Here is a 14656-nt window from a genome sequence, read left to right as displayed (position 1 = left end):
CGCGGCCGCGTTGGCGGCGGCGCTGCAGGCCGCGGCCAGGGCCGCGCACAGCAGGCCGCAGACCGGCCTGGCGACACGGCGGCGCCCGCGCACTGTGATCTGGTTCATCTCTTCCCCTCTCCTTCGCATCGATCGAACCAGCGACGGTAGCAGGGCCGGCGCGGCCCGCCCCCTGTCGATGGTTGGGCTTGGGCATGCCATTGCCCGCCCCGACCCGCGTTCAAGCGCCACACGCGGCAGCCGCTATAATCGGTTACCCCTTGCGCCGAGGGGCGCTGCGACCGGATCGAGACCGGATTCCCCGTCTCCAGATCCGGCCAGGCTCGGCGCGAGGCTTGAGCGACAACGGCGCCCGGACTTCGCGAGTTTCTCGCCATTGACCGGAGCTTTATCGATGAACGCTGCACTCAAGAGCTTTTCCACCGAGGGCGACTACAAGGTCGCCGACATTTCCCTGGCCGATTGGGGCCGCAAGGAACTGGACATCGCCGAGCACGAGATGCCGGGCCTGATGTCGATCCGCCGCCAGTACGCCGCCGCCAAGCCGCTGGCCGGCGTGCGCGTCACCGGCTCGCTGCACATGACCATCCAGACCGCGGTGCTGATCGAGACGCTGAAGGACATCGGCGCCGACGTGCGCTGGGCCTCGTGCAACATCTTCTCCACCCAGGACCACGCCGCCGCGGCGATCGCCGCCACCGGCACCCCCGTGTTCGCCTGGAAGGGCGAGACCCTGGAGGAATACTGGGACTGCACCCTCGACGCGCTGACCTTCACCCTGCCCGACGGCACCCAGACCGGCCCGGAACTGGTGGTGGACGACGGCGGCGACGTGACCCTGCTGATCCACAAGGGCTATGAGCTGGAGAACGGCGCCAAGTGGGTGGACGAGCCGTCCTCCTCGCACGAGGAGCAGGTGATCAAGAACCTGCTCAAGCGCGTGGCGGTGGAGCGCCCCGGCTACTGGACCCGCGTGGTCAAGGACTGGAAGGGCGTCTCCGAAGAGACCACCACCGGCGTGCACCGCCTGTACCAGCTGGCCGAAGCCGGCACCCTGCTGATCCCGGCGATCAACGTCAACGACTCTGTGACCAAGAGCAAGTTCGACAACCTCTACGGCTGCCGCGAGTCGCTGGCCGACGGCCTCAAGCGCGCGATGGACGTGATGCTGGCCGGCAAGGTCGCGGTGGTGTGCGGCTACGGCGACGTCGGCAAGGGCTCGGCGCACAGCCTGCGTGCCTACGGCGCCCGCGTCATCGTCACCGAGATCGACCCGATCTGTGCGCTGCAGGCGGCGATGGAAGGCTTCGAGGTCAACACCGTCGAGGACACCCTCGGCCAGGCCGACATCTACGTCACCACCACCGGCAACAAGGACATCATCCGCATCGAGCACCTGACGCAGATGAAGGACCAGGCCATCGTCTGCAACATTGGCCACTTCGACAACGAGATCCAGGTCGAGGCGCTGTACAAGCTGCCGGGCGTGCAGAAGATCAACATCAAGCCGCAGGTGGACAAGTTCGTGCTGCCCAACGGCAACGCGATCTTCCTGCTGGCCGAAGGCCGCCTGGTCAACCTGGGCTGCGCCACCGGCCACCCCAGCTTCGTGATGTCCAACAGCTTCGCCAACCAGACCCTGGCGCAGATCGACCTGTGGCAGAACAAGGACAGCTACGAGAAGCAGGTGTACCGCCTGCCGAAGAAGCTGGACGAGGAAGTGGCGCGCCTGCACCTGGAGAAGATCGGCGTGAAGCTGACCAAGCTCACCGACGCGCAGGCCGCCTACCTCGGCGTGCCAGTCGATGGCCCGTTCAAGCCGGAGCACTACCGCTACTGAGCCATTGGCAGCACATCGCCAGGCAGACCAGAACGGGCGCCGCGAGGCGCCCGTTTTTGTGCGATCGGCGCAGCAAGCGTGTGGGGGAAGGGAGCTGGAAATTCGTACGGAGCGAAAGCCGCAGACATCGTCACCTTGCGCAGTCCCTGCTGCAAGCGGCCTTTTCCGGCCAGTCGGCCGACGCGCCTGTCCAGCCAGGCCGTCTGTACCACACCTGTGCTACATTGATTCCACACCAATCGCCTGGAGCTCCCCATGAGCACCACCACCATCCGCCTGCCGGACGCGCTCAAGGCCCGCGTCGCCAAGGCCGCGGAAGCGGCCGGCACCACGTCGCACAACTTCATCCTGGAAGCCATCGCCGAGAAGGCCGAGCTGGCCGAGCGGCGCGTCGACTTCCATGCAGAGGCCGAGCGCCGTTGGGGCGAATTCCTCGAAACCGGCGAGAGCATTCCCTGGGACGAGATGCGTCGCTATCTGATGGAACGCATTGAGGGCAAGGACATTCCCCCTCCCGCCGCCCGCAAGTTCGCGAAATAGCATGGCGCACGTCGAGTTCCTGCCCTCTGTCAACGAGGACCTACGGCGCATCATCGGCCATCTGGAACAACACGAAGCCGAGCATATCCAAGAGCGTCTGAGCGAGATCGTCAGCGCATCGAACGTGCTGACGGACAATCCGCTGATCGGCCGGTTGACGCACCATGATGTGCGTGAACTGGTGATTGGCCAAGGCGCTCACGGATATATCGCCCTCTACCGATACGTGGTTGCGCTGGATACCGTCTTTGTCCTGGCGATCCGCGCGCAACGCAAGGCAGGCTATGCTCGCGATGCATGAAACCGGGGCCGGTGCCCGCGCCGACCTGGTCGATGCGATGCTCGCCTGATTTGCTCTCACTGCCTCCCGTGGCGCTGGCTAGCGCGGCACTTCGCAACCGAAGATGACATGCTGTGTGTTCCCCGCCGCAACTGGCGATCGCGAAGCCAAGCGCCCGTGCGGGGCGTAGCACGGCGTCGACCAGACCAGACACGATGCGCGCGGCTGCAGGAGCGGTTCGCCTATACACCAACGGGATAGCCTAGTCCGGCAGCGGCATGGCCGCAGACGCCGAATGCGATAAAGCCCAACTACTTCCGACGCCGCCACTCGCAGACCGGACATCGCCGTCAAGCGCTTACGACGGCGTGAATCTCTCAGGCCGTGCGCTCACTGGCAGGCACGTACACCGAGATCTGGATCCGGCTGCGCCCGTGATACGGCGTGCGTGCCCAGTCGCTCCAGCGCGCCTCCAGGCGCAGGCCGGCGATCTGCGCCATCAGGTCCAGCTCCGATGGCCACACATAACGGCGGCGCTCGCTGAAGATGCGCGTACCGGATTCGCCCAGTACCACCACGCGCTGGTCGATGCGCTGCTGCAGCGGATCGGGCTGCGAGCACACCAGCATCACTGCCGCGCCATCGCCGTCGGTGTCCGACACGTCCAGCACCTGGCTGACCTTGCCGCCGCTTTCGAACAGCTCCGCACCCGGCACCGCGCTCTGGATCAGCAAGCGGCCGTCGGGCGCCAGGCAGCGCGCCGCGTTGACCATGCAACGCAGCTGCTCGGCCTGGGTCAGCAGATACCCGAATGCCGCCACCGCGTAGATCAGGCCGAACGGCCCGGACACAGGCATGTCGGCGAAATCGGCGCAGACCAGGTGCAGGCGTTCGCTGCCGGGCTTGGCACGCAAGGCCTCGAGCATCGCAGGAGAATTGTCGATACCGGTGACCGGCACATCGCAGTGCGCGAGCGGCAAGCCAATGCGGCCAGTGCCGATGCCCAGTTCCAGCGCCGCACGGCCCGCGGCCAGCTCGGCGAGGACACCGACGCACTGCTGGGTGACGGCGGCAGGCCAGCGATCGTAGAAACGGTCGTAGATCGCGGCCAGGCGATCGTACTCGTGGGTCGCGGGCATCCGCAGCCACTCGTTGCCGAAGTGGCGCGACGATAGCACGCAGCGATGGCGACGCAGTGGCCACACATGCAGGACGGCACCCTGCATGGCAGGCGCGGCGATGCGCTGCAATCGCGTGCGACACACGCCACAAAACTGCAGATGACATGCGCATTGCAGTTGGCCGCGCTTCAGTCTTTTGCTTGCGCCGCCGCATCCAAGCGAGGATGCTTTTTCCGCGCCTGCCACGCTGAGGCAGGCGCGACAATCGCAACAGATCCCCCGCTCAATCAGGAGTATCGCCATGAAACGCCTTTTTGATTCGCTGTCGCGTTGGGTGCAGAGCCTCGGTGGCCGCAAGCTCGGCTACATCTACACCTACTGACCTCCCCCGCCACCGTCGCGTGGCATGACCGTGCGAGAGGGGGGCGACCCGCCCCCTCTCCCCAGCGCTCTCCGCTTCGCACGGCTGCACGCCCGTTCGCCATCGGCTCCATGTCCCCTTCTGCGTCGCGGTGTGACCCGCCGACACGGCTATTCGCGCGGATCTGCACGTGACCGATCCGCGCCCGCTCCCGCCAGGCCCGCGCGGGCACTGGGCATTCGGCAACCGGCAGGCTTTCGCCACCGATCCCCTCGACTTCCTGCAACACTGCGCACGCACGCATGGCGACGTGGTGCGGATCGCCGAGCGCACCTATCTGCTCGCAGCACCAAGCGCGATCGCCACGGTGCTCGGCGACGACGGCAGCCTCTACGCCAAATCCGATCCGGATCCGCGTGCGCGGCGCGCTGCCTTTCCGGCATCGGTGATGAACAGCGACGGCGAGACCTGGCGGCGCAAGCGCCAGGCGCTGCAGCCCGCGTTCCGCGCCAGCCTGGTGCGCGACTACGCCGCAAAGGCGGCCGCCGCCACACAGGCGCTGCTGCGATCGCGCGACGACATCGACAACGTGCACGACCTGCGCCTGACCATGACCGCGCTCTGCGCGCAACTGGGCGCCGGTTTCCTGCTCGGCGATGCGGTGCACGCGCCGGCGCTGCTGCGGATGCTGCCGATGGTCGATGCGATCCTGCAGCAGACGCGTACGCCGTCCGCGGCGCCGGCCTGGTGGCCGAGTGCCGGCAAGCGCCGCCTGCGTGCCGCACGCGGCGCACTGGACACCGCGCTGACGCAGATCCTGACGTCGCCACATTCTGATGGCGCAGACGCCTCGGTGCTGGAGCTGCTGCGACGCGACGCTCCGCAGGGCGACGACGACTGGTGCCGCGACGAAGCGGCGGCGATGCTGATGTCGGCGCTGGAGCCGATGGCGGCCGGCCTGACCTGGACGCTGTTGCTGCTGGCGCAGCATCCATCGATCGCGCAGGCCGTGGCGGAGGAAGCCGATGCCCTGCCCGGTCTCGACGGCGCATCCGCCACGCCCTGCGCCGATGCGCTCGTCGAACGCCTGCCGCTGACGCGCGCCTGCGTGAAGGAGGCCATGCGCCTGTATCCGCCGGCATGGATGACCGCGCGCATCGCGCAACGCGACACCACGCTGGGCGGCTTCGCGGTGCCGCGCGGTACCCAGCTGATCGTCAGCCAGTGGGTGGTGCAGCGCGATCCGCGCCACTTCGCCGTGCCGGACCGCTTCCTGCCGGCGCGCTGGCTGGACCCGGCGCAGACACCGGCGCGCTACACCTACTTTCCGTTCGGCGGTGGTCCGCGCAGTTGCATCGGCAGCCAACTGGCGATGGTGCAGATGACCGTGGTCGTGGCCGGTCTGTTGCGCGAGCGCACGCTGCACCTGGCGGCGGACGCGCAGCCGCGCCGTTATCCGGCGCTGGTGCTGCGCCCACTCGATGTCCGCATCGCCTTGCGCCCGCGCACGACAGCCCCGCCCCGCCAGCCGCCCGCGACGGCGCCCTTCCCCCGCACACCGGAAACCCCGCATGGCTGATTCCGCCGCCTTCGCCAAGACCCGGGAATACTCCAACCGCTTTTTCGATTCCGCCGCCTGGAACGAACTTGAGTTTCGCGACGGCGACATCGTCATCGCCAGCTACGCCAAGGCCGGCACCACCTGGCTGCAGCAGATCGTCGCGCAGTTGCTGTTCGAGGGCGCGGCGGACGTCGACGTGTCGGCGATCTCGCCGTGGCTGGACGGCGTGTACCCGGACCGCACGAGCAAGCTCGCGCTGTTGCAGGCGCAGACCCACCGGCGCTTCATCAAGACGCATCTGCCGGCCGATGCGCTGGTGGTCAGCGATCGCGCCAAATACCTGTACATCGGCCGCGACGGCCGCGACATCGCGCTGAGCCTGTACGACCACCAGTGTGCGGTCAGCCAGGATGCGCAGGCGCGGCTGGATGCCGGGGCGGCCGAACCGGGCAAGCTGCGCGTGGTGCCGCCGCCGAGCCTGCCGGTGGATGCCTACGTGGCGCACTGGCTGGCCCACGACGGCGCACCGTTCTGGCCGTTCTGGGAAGGCGTGCGCAGCTGGTGGCAGCAGCGCGCGCAGCCGAGCGTGCTGCTGGTGCACTACGCCGACCTGCTGCAGGATCTGCCCGGGCAAGTGCGGCGCATCGCCGCGTTCCTGGAGATCCCGGTGCGCGAGGCGGCCTGGGAGACCATCCTGGCGCACTGCCGGTTCGGCTACATGCGCCAGCACGCCGCGCGCTACGTGCCGCAGGGTGCCGGGCTGTGGCGCGAGGGCGGCAGGGCATTCTTCAACCAGGGCCGCAGCGGCCGCTGGCGTACGCTGTTGCCGGCGACCGTCGCCGCCGACTACGCGGCGCGCGCGCAGGCCGAGCTGGGCCGCGAGGCTGCGCAATGGCTGGCACAGGGCGCCGGAGCGACGGCATGAGCCTGCGCGTCATCGGCGCCGGCCTCGGCCGCACCGGCACCCTGTCGCTGAAGCTGGCGTTGGAACATCTGGGCCTGGGCCGCTGCTATCACGCCATGGAACTGGCCGCGCACCTGCGCCAGGCCTTGCCGCTGTGGGACGCGGCGATCGACGGGCAGGCGGACTGGGACACGCTGTTCGCCGGTTATACCGCCACCGTCGACTATCCCGGCTGCTGCTTCTGGCGCGAGCTGGCCGCACGCTATCCGCAGGCCAAGGTGATCCTGACCGTGCGCGATGCCGATGCCTGGTTCGAGTCGGTGCGCAGCACCATCTTCGCCAGCGACGGCAGCGTGCCGGCCCTGTTCGGCGCCGACGGCCAGCGCCTGAGCCAGTTCCTGCGCCGCGACTTCGCCACGCGCATCGACGATCGCGGCTTCATGACCGACTATTTCCGCCGTTGGAACCAGGCCGTCATCGCCAGCGTGCCGGCGCAGCGCCTGCTGGTGCTCGACACCGACGCGCAGACGGGCTGGGAGCCGCTGTGCGCCTTCCTGGGCGTGCCGGTGCCGGCACAGCCGTATCCACGCGTGCATGCGCGCAGCGGCGGCGGCACGCAAGCGCGCCCGCTGCCCAGCGACCCGGCGCAACGCGAGCAACGCCTGCGCGCCTACCTGGACCGGCTCGCCGTGGAGGCGTTCACAGCGCCCGCCGACGACTGAGCGCGCGTCCGCCTACAGCGAGAAGTTGCGCTTGATCGAGAACGACCAGGCGCCGTCGATCGGATTGGAGACGTGCACCCGGCCCTCGCCATCCGCCACGCCGGTGGTGTAGCGGCGATAGACGCCGGCGCTGTTCCAGGCCCGTGCGTAGCTCAGGCCGAACTCGGTGCCGCGCCAGGTGCGGCTCAGGCACACGCGCGCGTCGGTCCAGCCGTAGTCGGCGAAGTTGCGCACGTGCTGGTGGCCGGCGTGCACGCTGGCCTGCCAGTCCGACGCCAGCGGTAGCGTGGCGTCCAGCGCCAGATAACCGGAGCCGCGCGAGTGCCGGCCCTGGCCGACGCCCAGCGTGGCGCTGTTGTAGCCGAAGTAGTCGCGCGTCCAGGTGCTGGCGTAGGACAGTTCCAGCGTGCGCCAGTGCCCGGCGACGATGGCCTCGCCATAGTCGTAGCGCGTGCCGCTGGCGCTCATGCGCGCGCCGGGGTAGGCGTAGTGGTAGACGCCGGCGCGCCAGCCCCAGTCGCCATGGCTGGCCGCATAGCCGGCATACACGTCCCACTCCACGTGCCCGCCTTCGATGAAGTACGGGCTCACGCCCGACGCCCAGGTGCCTGCGAACCAGCCGCTGTCGGCGGCCACGTCCAGCCCGCCCTGCAGCACCGGCCGCCCCCAGCTCTGCTCGAATCCGCGCGAGACGTAGTTCGAGGTCGCCGCCAGATTGGCGCTGGCGGTCCCGGCCCAGGCCGGGACGGCGACGCCCAGCGCCAGCAGCAGCGCTGCGCTGCGCATGGCGCTCACGACACCAGCTCCAGCCGCGCCCGGCCCGCCGTGGCCAGGCCGCCCGACGAAGGTGCCGCGAGCTTGAACAGCGCCACCGCGCGCTGCAGTTCCTCGGCCTGATCCTCCATCGCCCGCGCCGCCGCCGTGGCCTCCTCGACCAGCGCGGCATTCTGTTGGGTGGCTTCGTCCATCTGCACGATGGTCTTGCTCACCTGTTCGATACCGGCGCTCTGCTCCTGCGAGGCGGCGGCGATCTCGCTCATGATGTCGGTGACCCGGCGCACGCTGGCCACGACCTCGCGCATGGTGTCGCCAGCGCCGTTGACCAGTGCGGTGCCATCGTCGATCTTGCCGACCGAGGCGTCGATCAGGCCCTTGATCTCGTGCGCCGCGGTCGCCGAGCGCTGCGCCAGCGCGCGCACCTCGCTGGCCACCACCGCGAAACCGCGGCCCTGCTCGCCGGCGCGCGCCGCCTCCACCGCGGCGTTGAGCGCCAGGATGTTGGTCTGGAAGGCGATGCCGTCGATCACGCCGATGATCTCGGCCATCTTCTTCGATGCTTCGGCGATGCCGGACATGGTGTCCACCACCTGCTCGACCACCGCGCCGCCACGCGAGGCCACGCCCGCGGTGTCCTGCGCCAGGCGATTGGCCTGGTGCGCATGCTCGGCGTTCTGCTTCACCGTCGAGGTCAGCTCCTCCATCGAGGCCGCGGTTTCTTCCAGATTGGCCGCCTGCTGCTCGGTGCGACGCGACAGGTCGTCGTTGCCGGCGGCGATCTCGCTGGCGGCGGAGTTGATCGCGGTGGTGGCCTGCTGGATGCGGCCGACGATGCCGGTCAGCTGTTCCACCGTGGCATTGGCATCGTCGCGCATCTGCGCGAATACGCCGTGGAATTCGCCGTGCATGCGCGCGGTGAGGTCGCCCTGGGCCACGGCACGCAACAGCGCCGACAAGGCCGAGAGGTTGCCTTCGGTCAACTCCATCAGCCGGTTCAGCCCGACCACCATGCCGCGGAAGTCGTACTGGAAGCGCTCGGCGTCGCCGCGCCGGGAGAAATCGCCGGAAGCCGCGGCCTGCGCCAGTTCGGTGATGGCCTGGTTGATCGCCTGCAGGCTGCGTTTGGTGGTGCGCATCGCCTCGGTGATCGCCGCCTTCTCGCCCGGCAGCGGTTCCATGTCCACCTGCATGTTGCCGATCGCGTACTGCGACATCACCTCGACCAGGCGCCGCTGCACGTCCACGTGCGCGGCCACCAGCGCGTTGGTGCCATGGACCATGCGTCCGTACTCGCCGGGGAAACGTTCGGCGTCCATCCGGTAGCTCATCTCGCCGGCGTCATGGCGCTGCGCCATCTCCGCCTGCGCCTGCATCACCGCCTGCAACTGCGTCTGCATGCTGCCCATCGCATCCAGCAACTGGCCCAGCTCGTCGTCGCGGCGATGCCGGACCTGGCTGTCCAGGCGCCCGGCGGCGACCGCCGAAGACACGCGCACGGCCTCGGCCAGCGGGTCGAGCACCTGCCGGCGCAGCAGCAGGTACAGCGCGCCGCTCAGCAACAATGCCGAGAGCAGACCGACCGCGACGATGGTCCACAACAGTGCACGCGCCTTGGCCATGACCAGCGCGTACGGCACCGAGACGCCCAGCGCGAACGTCTGCGGCGCATCGCCGATCTTCAGCGGCACGAACACGTTCAACGCATCCTCGCCGTCGGCGCGGCGGTGGTCGAACACCACCTGGCCCTTGGCCACGCGCGCCAGCATGTCCTTGGACCAGGCATCGCTGCGGGTCTTGCCGACCTGCTGCGGATCGCGGCTGGCCATCACCATGCCCAACGGCGACAGCAGGCTGGCATGGCCCTCGCCCATCGGCCGCAGCGCGGCGATGCGCTGCTGCAGGGTATCGAGGGTGAAGTCGACGGTGACCACGCCCAGGAAGCGGCCGTTCTCCAGGATCGGCGTGGCCAGCGTGGTCATCAGCGTGTCCTTGCCGGCCACCGGGTAGTAGTAGGGCTCGATCACCACCGGCTTGTGCGTGTTGCGCGCCAGCAGGTACCAGTCGCCGTCGCCCGGCTTCTCGTAGTCGCGCAGCGCCTCGCGCACCAGCTTGCCGTTCTGCCGCGACCACCAGGTCATGTAGCGGCCGGTGGCGTCGTGGCCCTCGGTGCCGACGAAGGCCTTGTCGTTGCCGTCGAACGCGTCCGGCTCCCACATGGTGCTGATGCCCAGCCACTGCGGATGCGCGTCGAGCTGGCTGCGCAGCACCGCGGTGGCGGTGGCGCGCGACAGACCGGCGGCGTGCTGCACGCGGAAGCTGTTGGCCAGCGCGTCGCTGGCGTCGAAGGCCACGCCGATTTCGCGCGACACCCGCTGCGCCTCCACTTGCGCCAGGTTCTCGATGCTGGTGCGCGAGGTCGACAGCAACGCCTCGCTGCTGCGCCAGTAGATGATCATGGCGGTCAGGCCGAAGCAGGCCAGCGCAAGCAGGCCGGTACCGAGCATCAGGCGTTTGGCGACGCTGCCGCGACGGCGATGCGGCGACGGAGTGGACATGACGACTTCCTTGGCAAGTGGGGGAGGGAATACGGTCGCGGGGAACGCCCCCACGCGGCAGCCCGCCACGGCGCGCGGCACGAGTGCGCCGTGTCCGCTGCCGATGACCTGCCCGAGGCGCCTTCCCCACCGGGCCACGATGCGCTGCCGGACATTGCGTCCTGGCGCCGCTGCATGGCGACCCACCCTCTCGCTATCGTCCCGCCGTCCGCAAACTTGATAGTCGTTGCGCATCATGCCGATGAACGGACAGGGCGTCGCGGCGAAAACGCACGGCAGCGCGCAGTTCTGTTCAGCACTTATGCGCCAGTGCAAAAGCGCGTGCACGGATGCAGCACGGCGGGCCGGCGGCGGCAACGTGCAGGGATGCGTGAAGACGGCTGCGCGAATGCGTGACCGCGTCCGGGGCGATCACGCCTGCGCGCGGTAACGTGCGCCGCATGCACCTCGATGGGTGCCCGGCGAGGTCACTGCGCGCGGACCGTGTCTGGCCGCGCTTACGGCCGCCAGTTGGCGTTGTGCTCCCAGAACGCCACGCTGCGCCGATAGGCGTCGCGATCCAGCGGCACGCCCGAGCCGCCCTCCTCCACGCCCAGCGCATTGCGCAGCATGGTGATCGGCGCCATCGGGATCTCCTGCGGCTCGGCGGTATACAGGCAACCGACCACGCCCCAGTCCGCCTCGATCGGCGCGCCCTCGTGCGCGAGCTGTTCGCGGCTGTAGAGGATCGGCAGCAGGTACTCGGCCACCGGCGGCTCGACCCCTTCGAACCAGCGCACCAGGACCGGCAGCTCTTCACGGCTGCGCGCCTCGTAGCCCGAGCGCAGCAGGCGCCGGTTGGCGTCGGTGATGGGCACGGTCAGGCAGCGCGTCGAGGTCCAGTTGCGGTGCACGTGCAACTTGCAGAACGGTGCGTAGCCGTCCAGCACCTGCAGCGGCGTGTGCGCGTTGAGGTGCTGCTCGAACTGCTCGGGCGTGCAGTCCTGGATCGCATTGCGGCGGCCATCGCGCGGGAACAGACGCGTGCGGGCAAACGGCGTGAGGACGATGGACATGGGGTGCATGGCAAACGAGGGCCCACAAGCGTAGCGCGCGGCAGGGTCGGTGCCCACCGCTGCCGCCGTCGCAGCCGGTGGCGCAAGGCCATGCGGAACAGCGCTCAGCGGAACTTGCGATACCTCGGCTGGGTGCACTGTGGGAGGGACTTCAGTCCCGACGCCGTGCAAGGTTGGGTACCCAGCGGGCGTCGCTCGTCGCGGCTGGGTGACAGGGGTGCTGCAAATCGTGCATCCACCTGGGGACTACGGATGCGCCAAGGCGTAGTCGATCGCCGCGCGTACCGCCGCCACCTGCGCGGCGTTGCACTGCTGCGGCGTGGCGCTGGCGCTGTCCGGATACACCTCGGTAGTCGTGGTGTAGCGCGCGTCGGTGATGCCTGCACACAGACCCAGCCGCTTCACCGGGTAGTTGATGACCCCCGGCGCCGCCAGCGGCGTGCCGATGAGTTCGCCGGCGGCGTCGGCCGGCGCGATATGGGTGACCTGCGCGACTGCGGCCAGCACCGCCTGCTGGAACGCGGGCTGCGGGTTCTCGCTGTCGCCGACCAGGTAGAAACCGTCGGGAATACCGCCCGGCGCGTAGGCGATGCCATCGCGCGCGGCCAGCGTCGGCCGGAATTCGGACTCGTCGCTGTCGGTGGTCTCGTGCAGGTCGATGTGCATGCGCACTTGATCGCGCAACGGCGCGACCAGGTGCAGCAGCGCAGCCGATTCCTGCGCCGGGCTGTCGGCGCGGAACGAACGGTTGGGATCCAGCGCATCGGCGTTCCAGCGGTGGATGCGCTCGTACGCCCACGGGCTCACGCACGGCGCCACCAGCACGTTGGCGCGGCCGGCGTAGTCCCCGGCATGCTGCTGCGCGAACTGCAGCGCGCCGTGCACGCCGCTGGTCTCGTAACCATGCACGCCGCCGGTGACCAGCATGCACGGCAAGGCGTCGTCCCAGTTGCGGCTGCGCAAGGCCAGCAGCGGATAGCGCTCCTGCGCGTACGCCAGTTCCCCGTACGCGACCACCTCCCATTGCCCGCGCAGGCCTTCGATGACAGCGACCACCTCGTCCTGGTAGCTGCGCCGGCGCGGCTGACCCGCCAGCCAGGCCGCCTTCTCGGCCGCGCCCCAAGGCACGCCGGGGGTTCCGATCGGATAGAAGGCTGCGCTGGTCATGGTGCGGCTCCGCGTCGACAGGTGAGGGCGGCGACTGTAGCAAAGGGCGTGGGCCGCAATGCGGCATGTGCCATGAATGCAGTGCGCACGGCGCTCCCGAGCGGAAGCGGATGCCGATCCCGCTTTCGTACGCTGTCGCCATGAATACGTATGTAGCGCCCGCATGTTGCGCCGCGATGCGCGCTTAGCATCCTCCGGCCGCACGCCAGCCCCGCGGCGACGTCATGTCCCTGTCCTGCAGGCGTCCTGCCTGCGCCCACGCACCGAGGAGATCGAACGATGCGCGTCCCATCCGCTGCAAATCGTCTGCTGCGCCTGCACCGCTGGCGCAGCCTGCTGGTCGGCCTGCTGCTGCTCCTGGCCACCGCCAGCGCCCAGGCCGACGTCATCCTGCATGCCTTCAACTGGCCCTACGCCACCGTGGAAGCGCGTGCCGCGCAGATCGCCGCCGCCGGCTACCGCAAAGTGCTGGTGGCGCCGGCCTACCGCTCGCAGGGCGACGCCTGGTGGGCGCGCTACCAGCCGCAGGACATGCGCCTGATCGACAACCCGCTCGGCGACACCGACGCCTTCGCCAGCATGGTGCAGGCGCTGAAGGCGGTGGGCGTGGAAACCTATGCCGACGTGGTGCTCAACCACATGGCCAACGAAGCGGCCACGCGCTCGGACCTGAACTACCCGGGCAGCGCGGTGCTGGGCCAGTACGCCGCCAATCCGCAGCGCTATGCGTCGCTGCGGTTGTTCGGCGACCTCTCGCAGAATTTCCTCAGCGCCAACGATTTCGGCCCGGCGCAGTGCATCACCAACTACAACGATCCATACCAGGTGCGCACCTACCGCATCTGCGGCGGCGGCAACGATCCCGGCCTGCCGGATCTGGTCGGCAACGACTGGGTGGTGCAGCAGCAGCGCAACTACCTGCTGGCGTTGAAGGCGCTGGGCGTCACCGGTTTCCGCATCGATGCTGCCAAGCACATGACCTTCGACCATCTGAACAAGGTGCTCGATGCGCAGGTCCGCTCCGGCGTGCTGGTGTTCGGCGAGGTGATCACCGGCGGCGGCAGCGGCAATTCCGACTACGACCAGTTCCTGGCGCCGTACCTGCAGGCCACCCCGCATGCCGCCTACGACTTCCCGCTGTTCAACTCGGTACGCAACGCCTTCGCCTACGGCGGCAGCATGGACCTGCTGGTGGATCCGGGCGCCTACGGCCAGGCGCTGCCCGGTGCGCGCGCGGTGACCTTCGCCATCACCCACGACATCCCCAACAACGCCGGCTTCCGTTACGCGATCATGGACCCGGTCGACGAGACCCTGGCCTACGCCTACCTGCTCGGCCGCGACGGCGGCGTGCCGATGGTGTACTCGGACAACAACGAGAGCGGCGACAACCGCTGGGTCAACGCCTACCAGCGCGACGACCTCAAGCGCATGGTCGGCTTCCACAACGCCGCGCAGGGCCGCGACATGCAGGTGCTGGCGCACGGTGCCTGCTACCTGCTGTTCCGCCGCGGCGACCTGGGCATCGTCGGCATCAACAAGTGCGGCAATACCGTCACCGCCGCGGTACCGATGAACGGCAGCGTGCTGCGCTGGAACGTCGACTACACCGATGCGCTGGGTTCCGGCAGCGTGGTGCGCATTTCCAGCGGCAGCTACACCTTCAGCCTGCCGCCGCGGCAGGCGCGGATGTGGAAGCGCTGAGCCTGGGAGCGGACGCGGCGCGCCCACCGGCGCGCCGCGCGGGGAGCGCGTCGCCGCCCCCGGGCGACA

General features: G+C 69.1%; 13 protein-coding genes and 1 riboswitch. Of the genes, 8 read left to right on the top strand and 5 right to left on the bottom strand.

Features of this window, described 5'->3' with window-relative positions; all coding sequences use genetic code 11:
- Positions 1 to 261: 261 nt before the first annotated feature.
- Positions 262 to 361, top strand: a riboswitch (S-adenosyl-L-homocysteine riboswitch).
- Between the two features lie 33 nt (positions 362 to 394).
- The 3 genes from ahcY to D588_RS0105815 all read left to right on the top strand — a co-directional run bounded on the left by ahcY (position 395) and on the right by D588_RS0105815 (position 2681).
- Positions 395 to 1840: an adenosylhomocysteinase gene (gene ahcY / locus D588_RS0105825; protein ID WP_017915311.1), complete on the top strand. Its 1446-nt coding sequence runs from the start codon at positions 395 to 397 to the stop codon at positions 1838 to 1840.
- Positions 1841 to 2095: 255 nt separating this feature from the next.
- Positions 2096 to 2380 carry a ribbon-helix-helix protein, CopG family gene (locus D588_RS0105820; RefSeq protein WP_017909630.1) on the top strand — a complete coding sequence of 95 codons (285 nt, stop codon included), beginning with the start codon at positions 2096 to 2098 and terminating at the stop codon, positions 2378 to 2380.
- Position 2381: 1 nt separating this feature from the next.
- Positions 2382 to 2681, top strand: coding sequence for a type II toxin-antitoxin system RelE/ParE family toxin (locus tag D588_RS0105815; protein ID WP_017915310.1), 300 nt, complete (start codon positions 2382 to 2384; stop codon positions 2679 to 2681).
- Between the two features lie 356 nt (positions 2682 to 3037).
- On the opposite strand, the gene D588_RS0105810 is transcribed toward D588_RS0105815, so the two are convergent.
- Complete coding sequence (locus D588_RS0105810; protein WP_026143420.1) at positions 3038 to 3799, bottom strand: class I SAM-dependent methyltransferase; 762 nt, start codon at positions 3797 to 3799, stop codon at positions 3038 to 3040.
- A gap of 66 nt (positions 3800 to 3865) precedes the next feature.
- Here D588_RS0105810 and D588_RS27725 point away from each other — a divergent pair, with 66 nt between their 5' ends.
- The 4 genes from D588_RS27725 to D588_RS0105790 all read left to right on the top strand — a co-directional run bounded on the left by D588_RS27725 (position 3866) and on the right by D588_RS0105790 (position 7329).
- On the top strand, positions 3866 to 4099 hold the full coding sequence (locus D588_RS27725; RefSeq protein WP_157836432.1) for a hypothetical protein: 234 nt from the start codon (positions 3866 to 3868) through the stop codon (positions 4097 to 4099).
- Positions 4100 to 4332: 233 nt separating this feature from the next.
- A complete protein-coding gene (locus D588_RS0105800) occupies positions 4333 to 5721 on the top strand; it encodes a cytochrome P450 (RefSeq protein WP_017915308.1) in 1389 nt (462 codons plus the stop codon).
- On the top strand, positions 5714 to 6628 hold the full coding sequence (locus D588_RS0105795) for a sulfotransferase domain-containing protein (protein ID WP_017915307.1): 915 nt from the start codon (positions 5714 to 5716) through the stop codon (positions 6626 to 6628). The genes D588_RS0105800 and D588_RS0105795 overlap by 8 nt, the downstream gene beginning before the upstream one ends.
- Positions 6625 to 7329: a sulfotransferase family protein gene (locus D588_RS0105790; protein ID WP_017915306.1), complete on the top strand. Its 705-nt coding sequence runs from the start codon at positions 6625 to 6627 to the stop codon at positions 7327 to 7329. The genes D588_RS0105795 and D588_RS0105790 overlap by 4 nt, the downstream gene beginning before the upstream one ends.
- 12 nt (positions 7330 to 7341) lie before the next feature.
- Here D588_RS0105790 and D588_RS0105785 read toward each other — a convergent pair whose 3' ends face one another.
- From D588_RS0105785 to D588_RS0105770, 4 genes are all read right to left on the bottom strand, one after another.
- A complete protein-coding gene (locus D588_RS0105785) occupies positions 7342 to 8115 on the bottom strand; it encodes a TorF family putative porin (RefSeq protein ID WP_232764241.1) in 774 nt (257 codons plus the stop codon).
- A 5-nt stretch (positions 8116 to 8120) separates the two neighbouring features.
- Positions 8121 to 10661, bottom strand: coding sequence for a methyl-accepting chemotaxis protein (locus tag D588_RS28735; RefSeq protein WP_017915304.1), 2541 nt, complete (start codon positions 10659 to 10661; stop codon positions 8121 to 8123).
- A 497-nt stretch (positions 10662 to 11158) separates the two neighbouring features.
- On the bottom strand, positions 11159 to 11716 hold the full coding sequence (locus D588_RS0105775) for a DUF3228 family protein (RefSeq protein ID WP_017912964.1): 558 nt from the start codon (positions 11714 to 11716) through the stop codon (positions 11159 to 11161).
- A 246-nt stretch (positions 11717 to 11962) separates the two neighbouring features.
- On the bottom strand, positions 11963 to 12883 hold the full coding sequence (locus D588_RS0105770; protein WP_017915303.1) for a M14 family metallocarboxypeptidase: 921 nt from the start codon (positions 12881 to 12883) through the stop codon (positions 11963 to 11965).
- A 333-nt stretch (positions 12884 to 13216) separates the two neighbouring features.
- On the opposite strand from D588_RS0105770, the gene D588_RS0105765 reads away from it, so the two are divergent.
- Positions 13217 to 14587, top strand: a complete 1371-nt coding sequence (locus D588_RS0105765) for an alpha-amylase family protein (protein ID WP_026143419.1) — start codon at positions 13217 to 13219, stop codon at positions 14585 to 14587.
- The last annotated feature ends 69 nt before the right edge of the window (positions 14588 to 14656 follow it).

The organism is Xanthomonas sp. SHU 308 (assembly GCF_000364645.1).
Classification (GTDB): domain Bacteria; phylum Pseudomonadota; class Gammaproteobacteria; order Xanthomonadales; family Xanthomonadaceae; genus Xanthomonas_A; species Xanthomonas_A sontii.
Note: the sequence above shows the minus strand (reverse complement) of the source record. Positions and strands in the feature narration are given on the sequence as shown.

What these genes read in the sequence shown, in the direction of transcription:
- D588_RS0105795 (WP_017915307.1), top strand. Translation starts at nt 5,714, where the DNA reads ATGGCTGATTCCGCCGCCTTCGCCAAGACCCGGGAATACTCCAACCGC.
- D588_RS0105790 (WP_017915306.1), top strand. Translation starts at nt 6,625, where the DNA reads ATGAGCCTGCGCGTCATCGGCGCCGGCCTCGGCCGCACCGGCACCCTG.
- D588_RS28735 (WP_017915304.1), bottom strand. Translation starts at nt 10,661, where the DNA reads ATGTCCACTCCGTCGCCGCATCGCCGTCGCGGCAGCGTCGCCAAACGC.
- D588_RS0105775 (WP_017912964.1), bottom strand. Translation starts at nt 11,716, where the DNA reads ATGTCCATCGTCCTCACGCCGTTTGCCCGCACGCGTCTGTTCCCGCGC.
- D588_RS0105770 (WP_017915303.1), bottom strand. Translation starts at nt 12,883, where the DNA reads ATGACCAGCGCAGCCTTCTATCCGATCGGAACCCCCGGCGTGCCTTGG.
- D588_RS0105785 (WP_232764241.1), bottom strand. Translation starts at nt 8,115, where the DNA reads ATGCGCAGCGCAGCGCTGCTGCTGGCGCTGGGCGTCGCCGTCCCGGCC.
- D588_RS27725 (WP_157836432.1), top strand. Translation starts at nt 3,866, where the DNA reads ATGCAGGACGGCACCCTGCATGGCAGGCGCGGCGATGCGCTGCAATCG.
- D588_RS0105810 (WP_026143420.1), bottom strand. Translation starts at nt 3,799, where the DNA reads ATGCCCGCGACCCACGAGTACGATCGCCTGGCCGCGATCTACGACCGT.
- D588_RS0105815 (WP_017915310.1), top strand. Translation starts at nt 2,382, where the DNA reads ATGGCGCACGTCGAGTTCCTGCCCTCTGTCAACGAGGACCTACGGCGC.
- D588_RS0105820 (WP_017909630.1), top strand. Translation starts at nt 2,096, where the DNA reads ATGAGCACCACCACCATCCGCCTGCCGGACGCGCTCAAGGCCCGCGTC.
- ahcY (WP_017915311.1), top strand. Translation starts at nt 395, where the DNA reads ATGAACGCTGCACTCAAGAGCTTTTCCACCGAGGGCGACTACAAGGTC.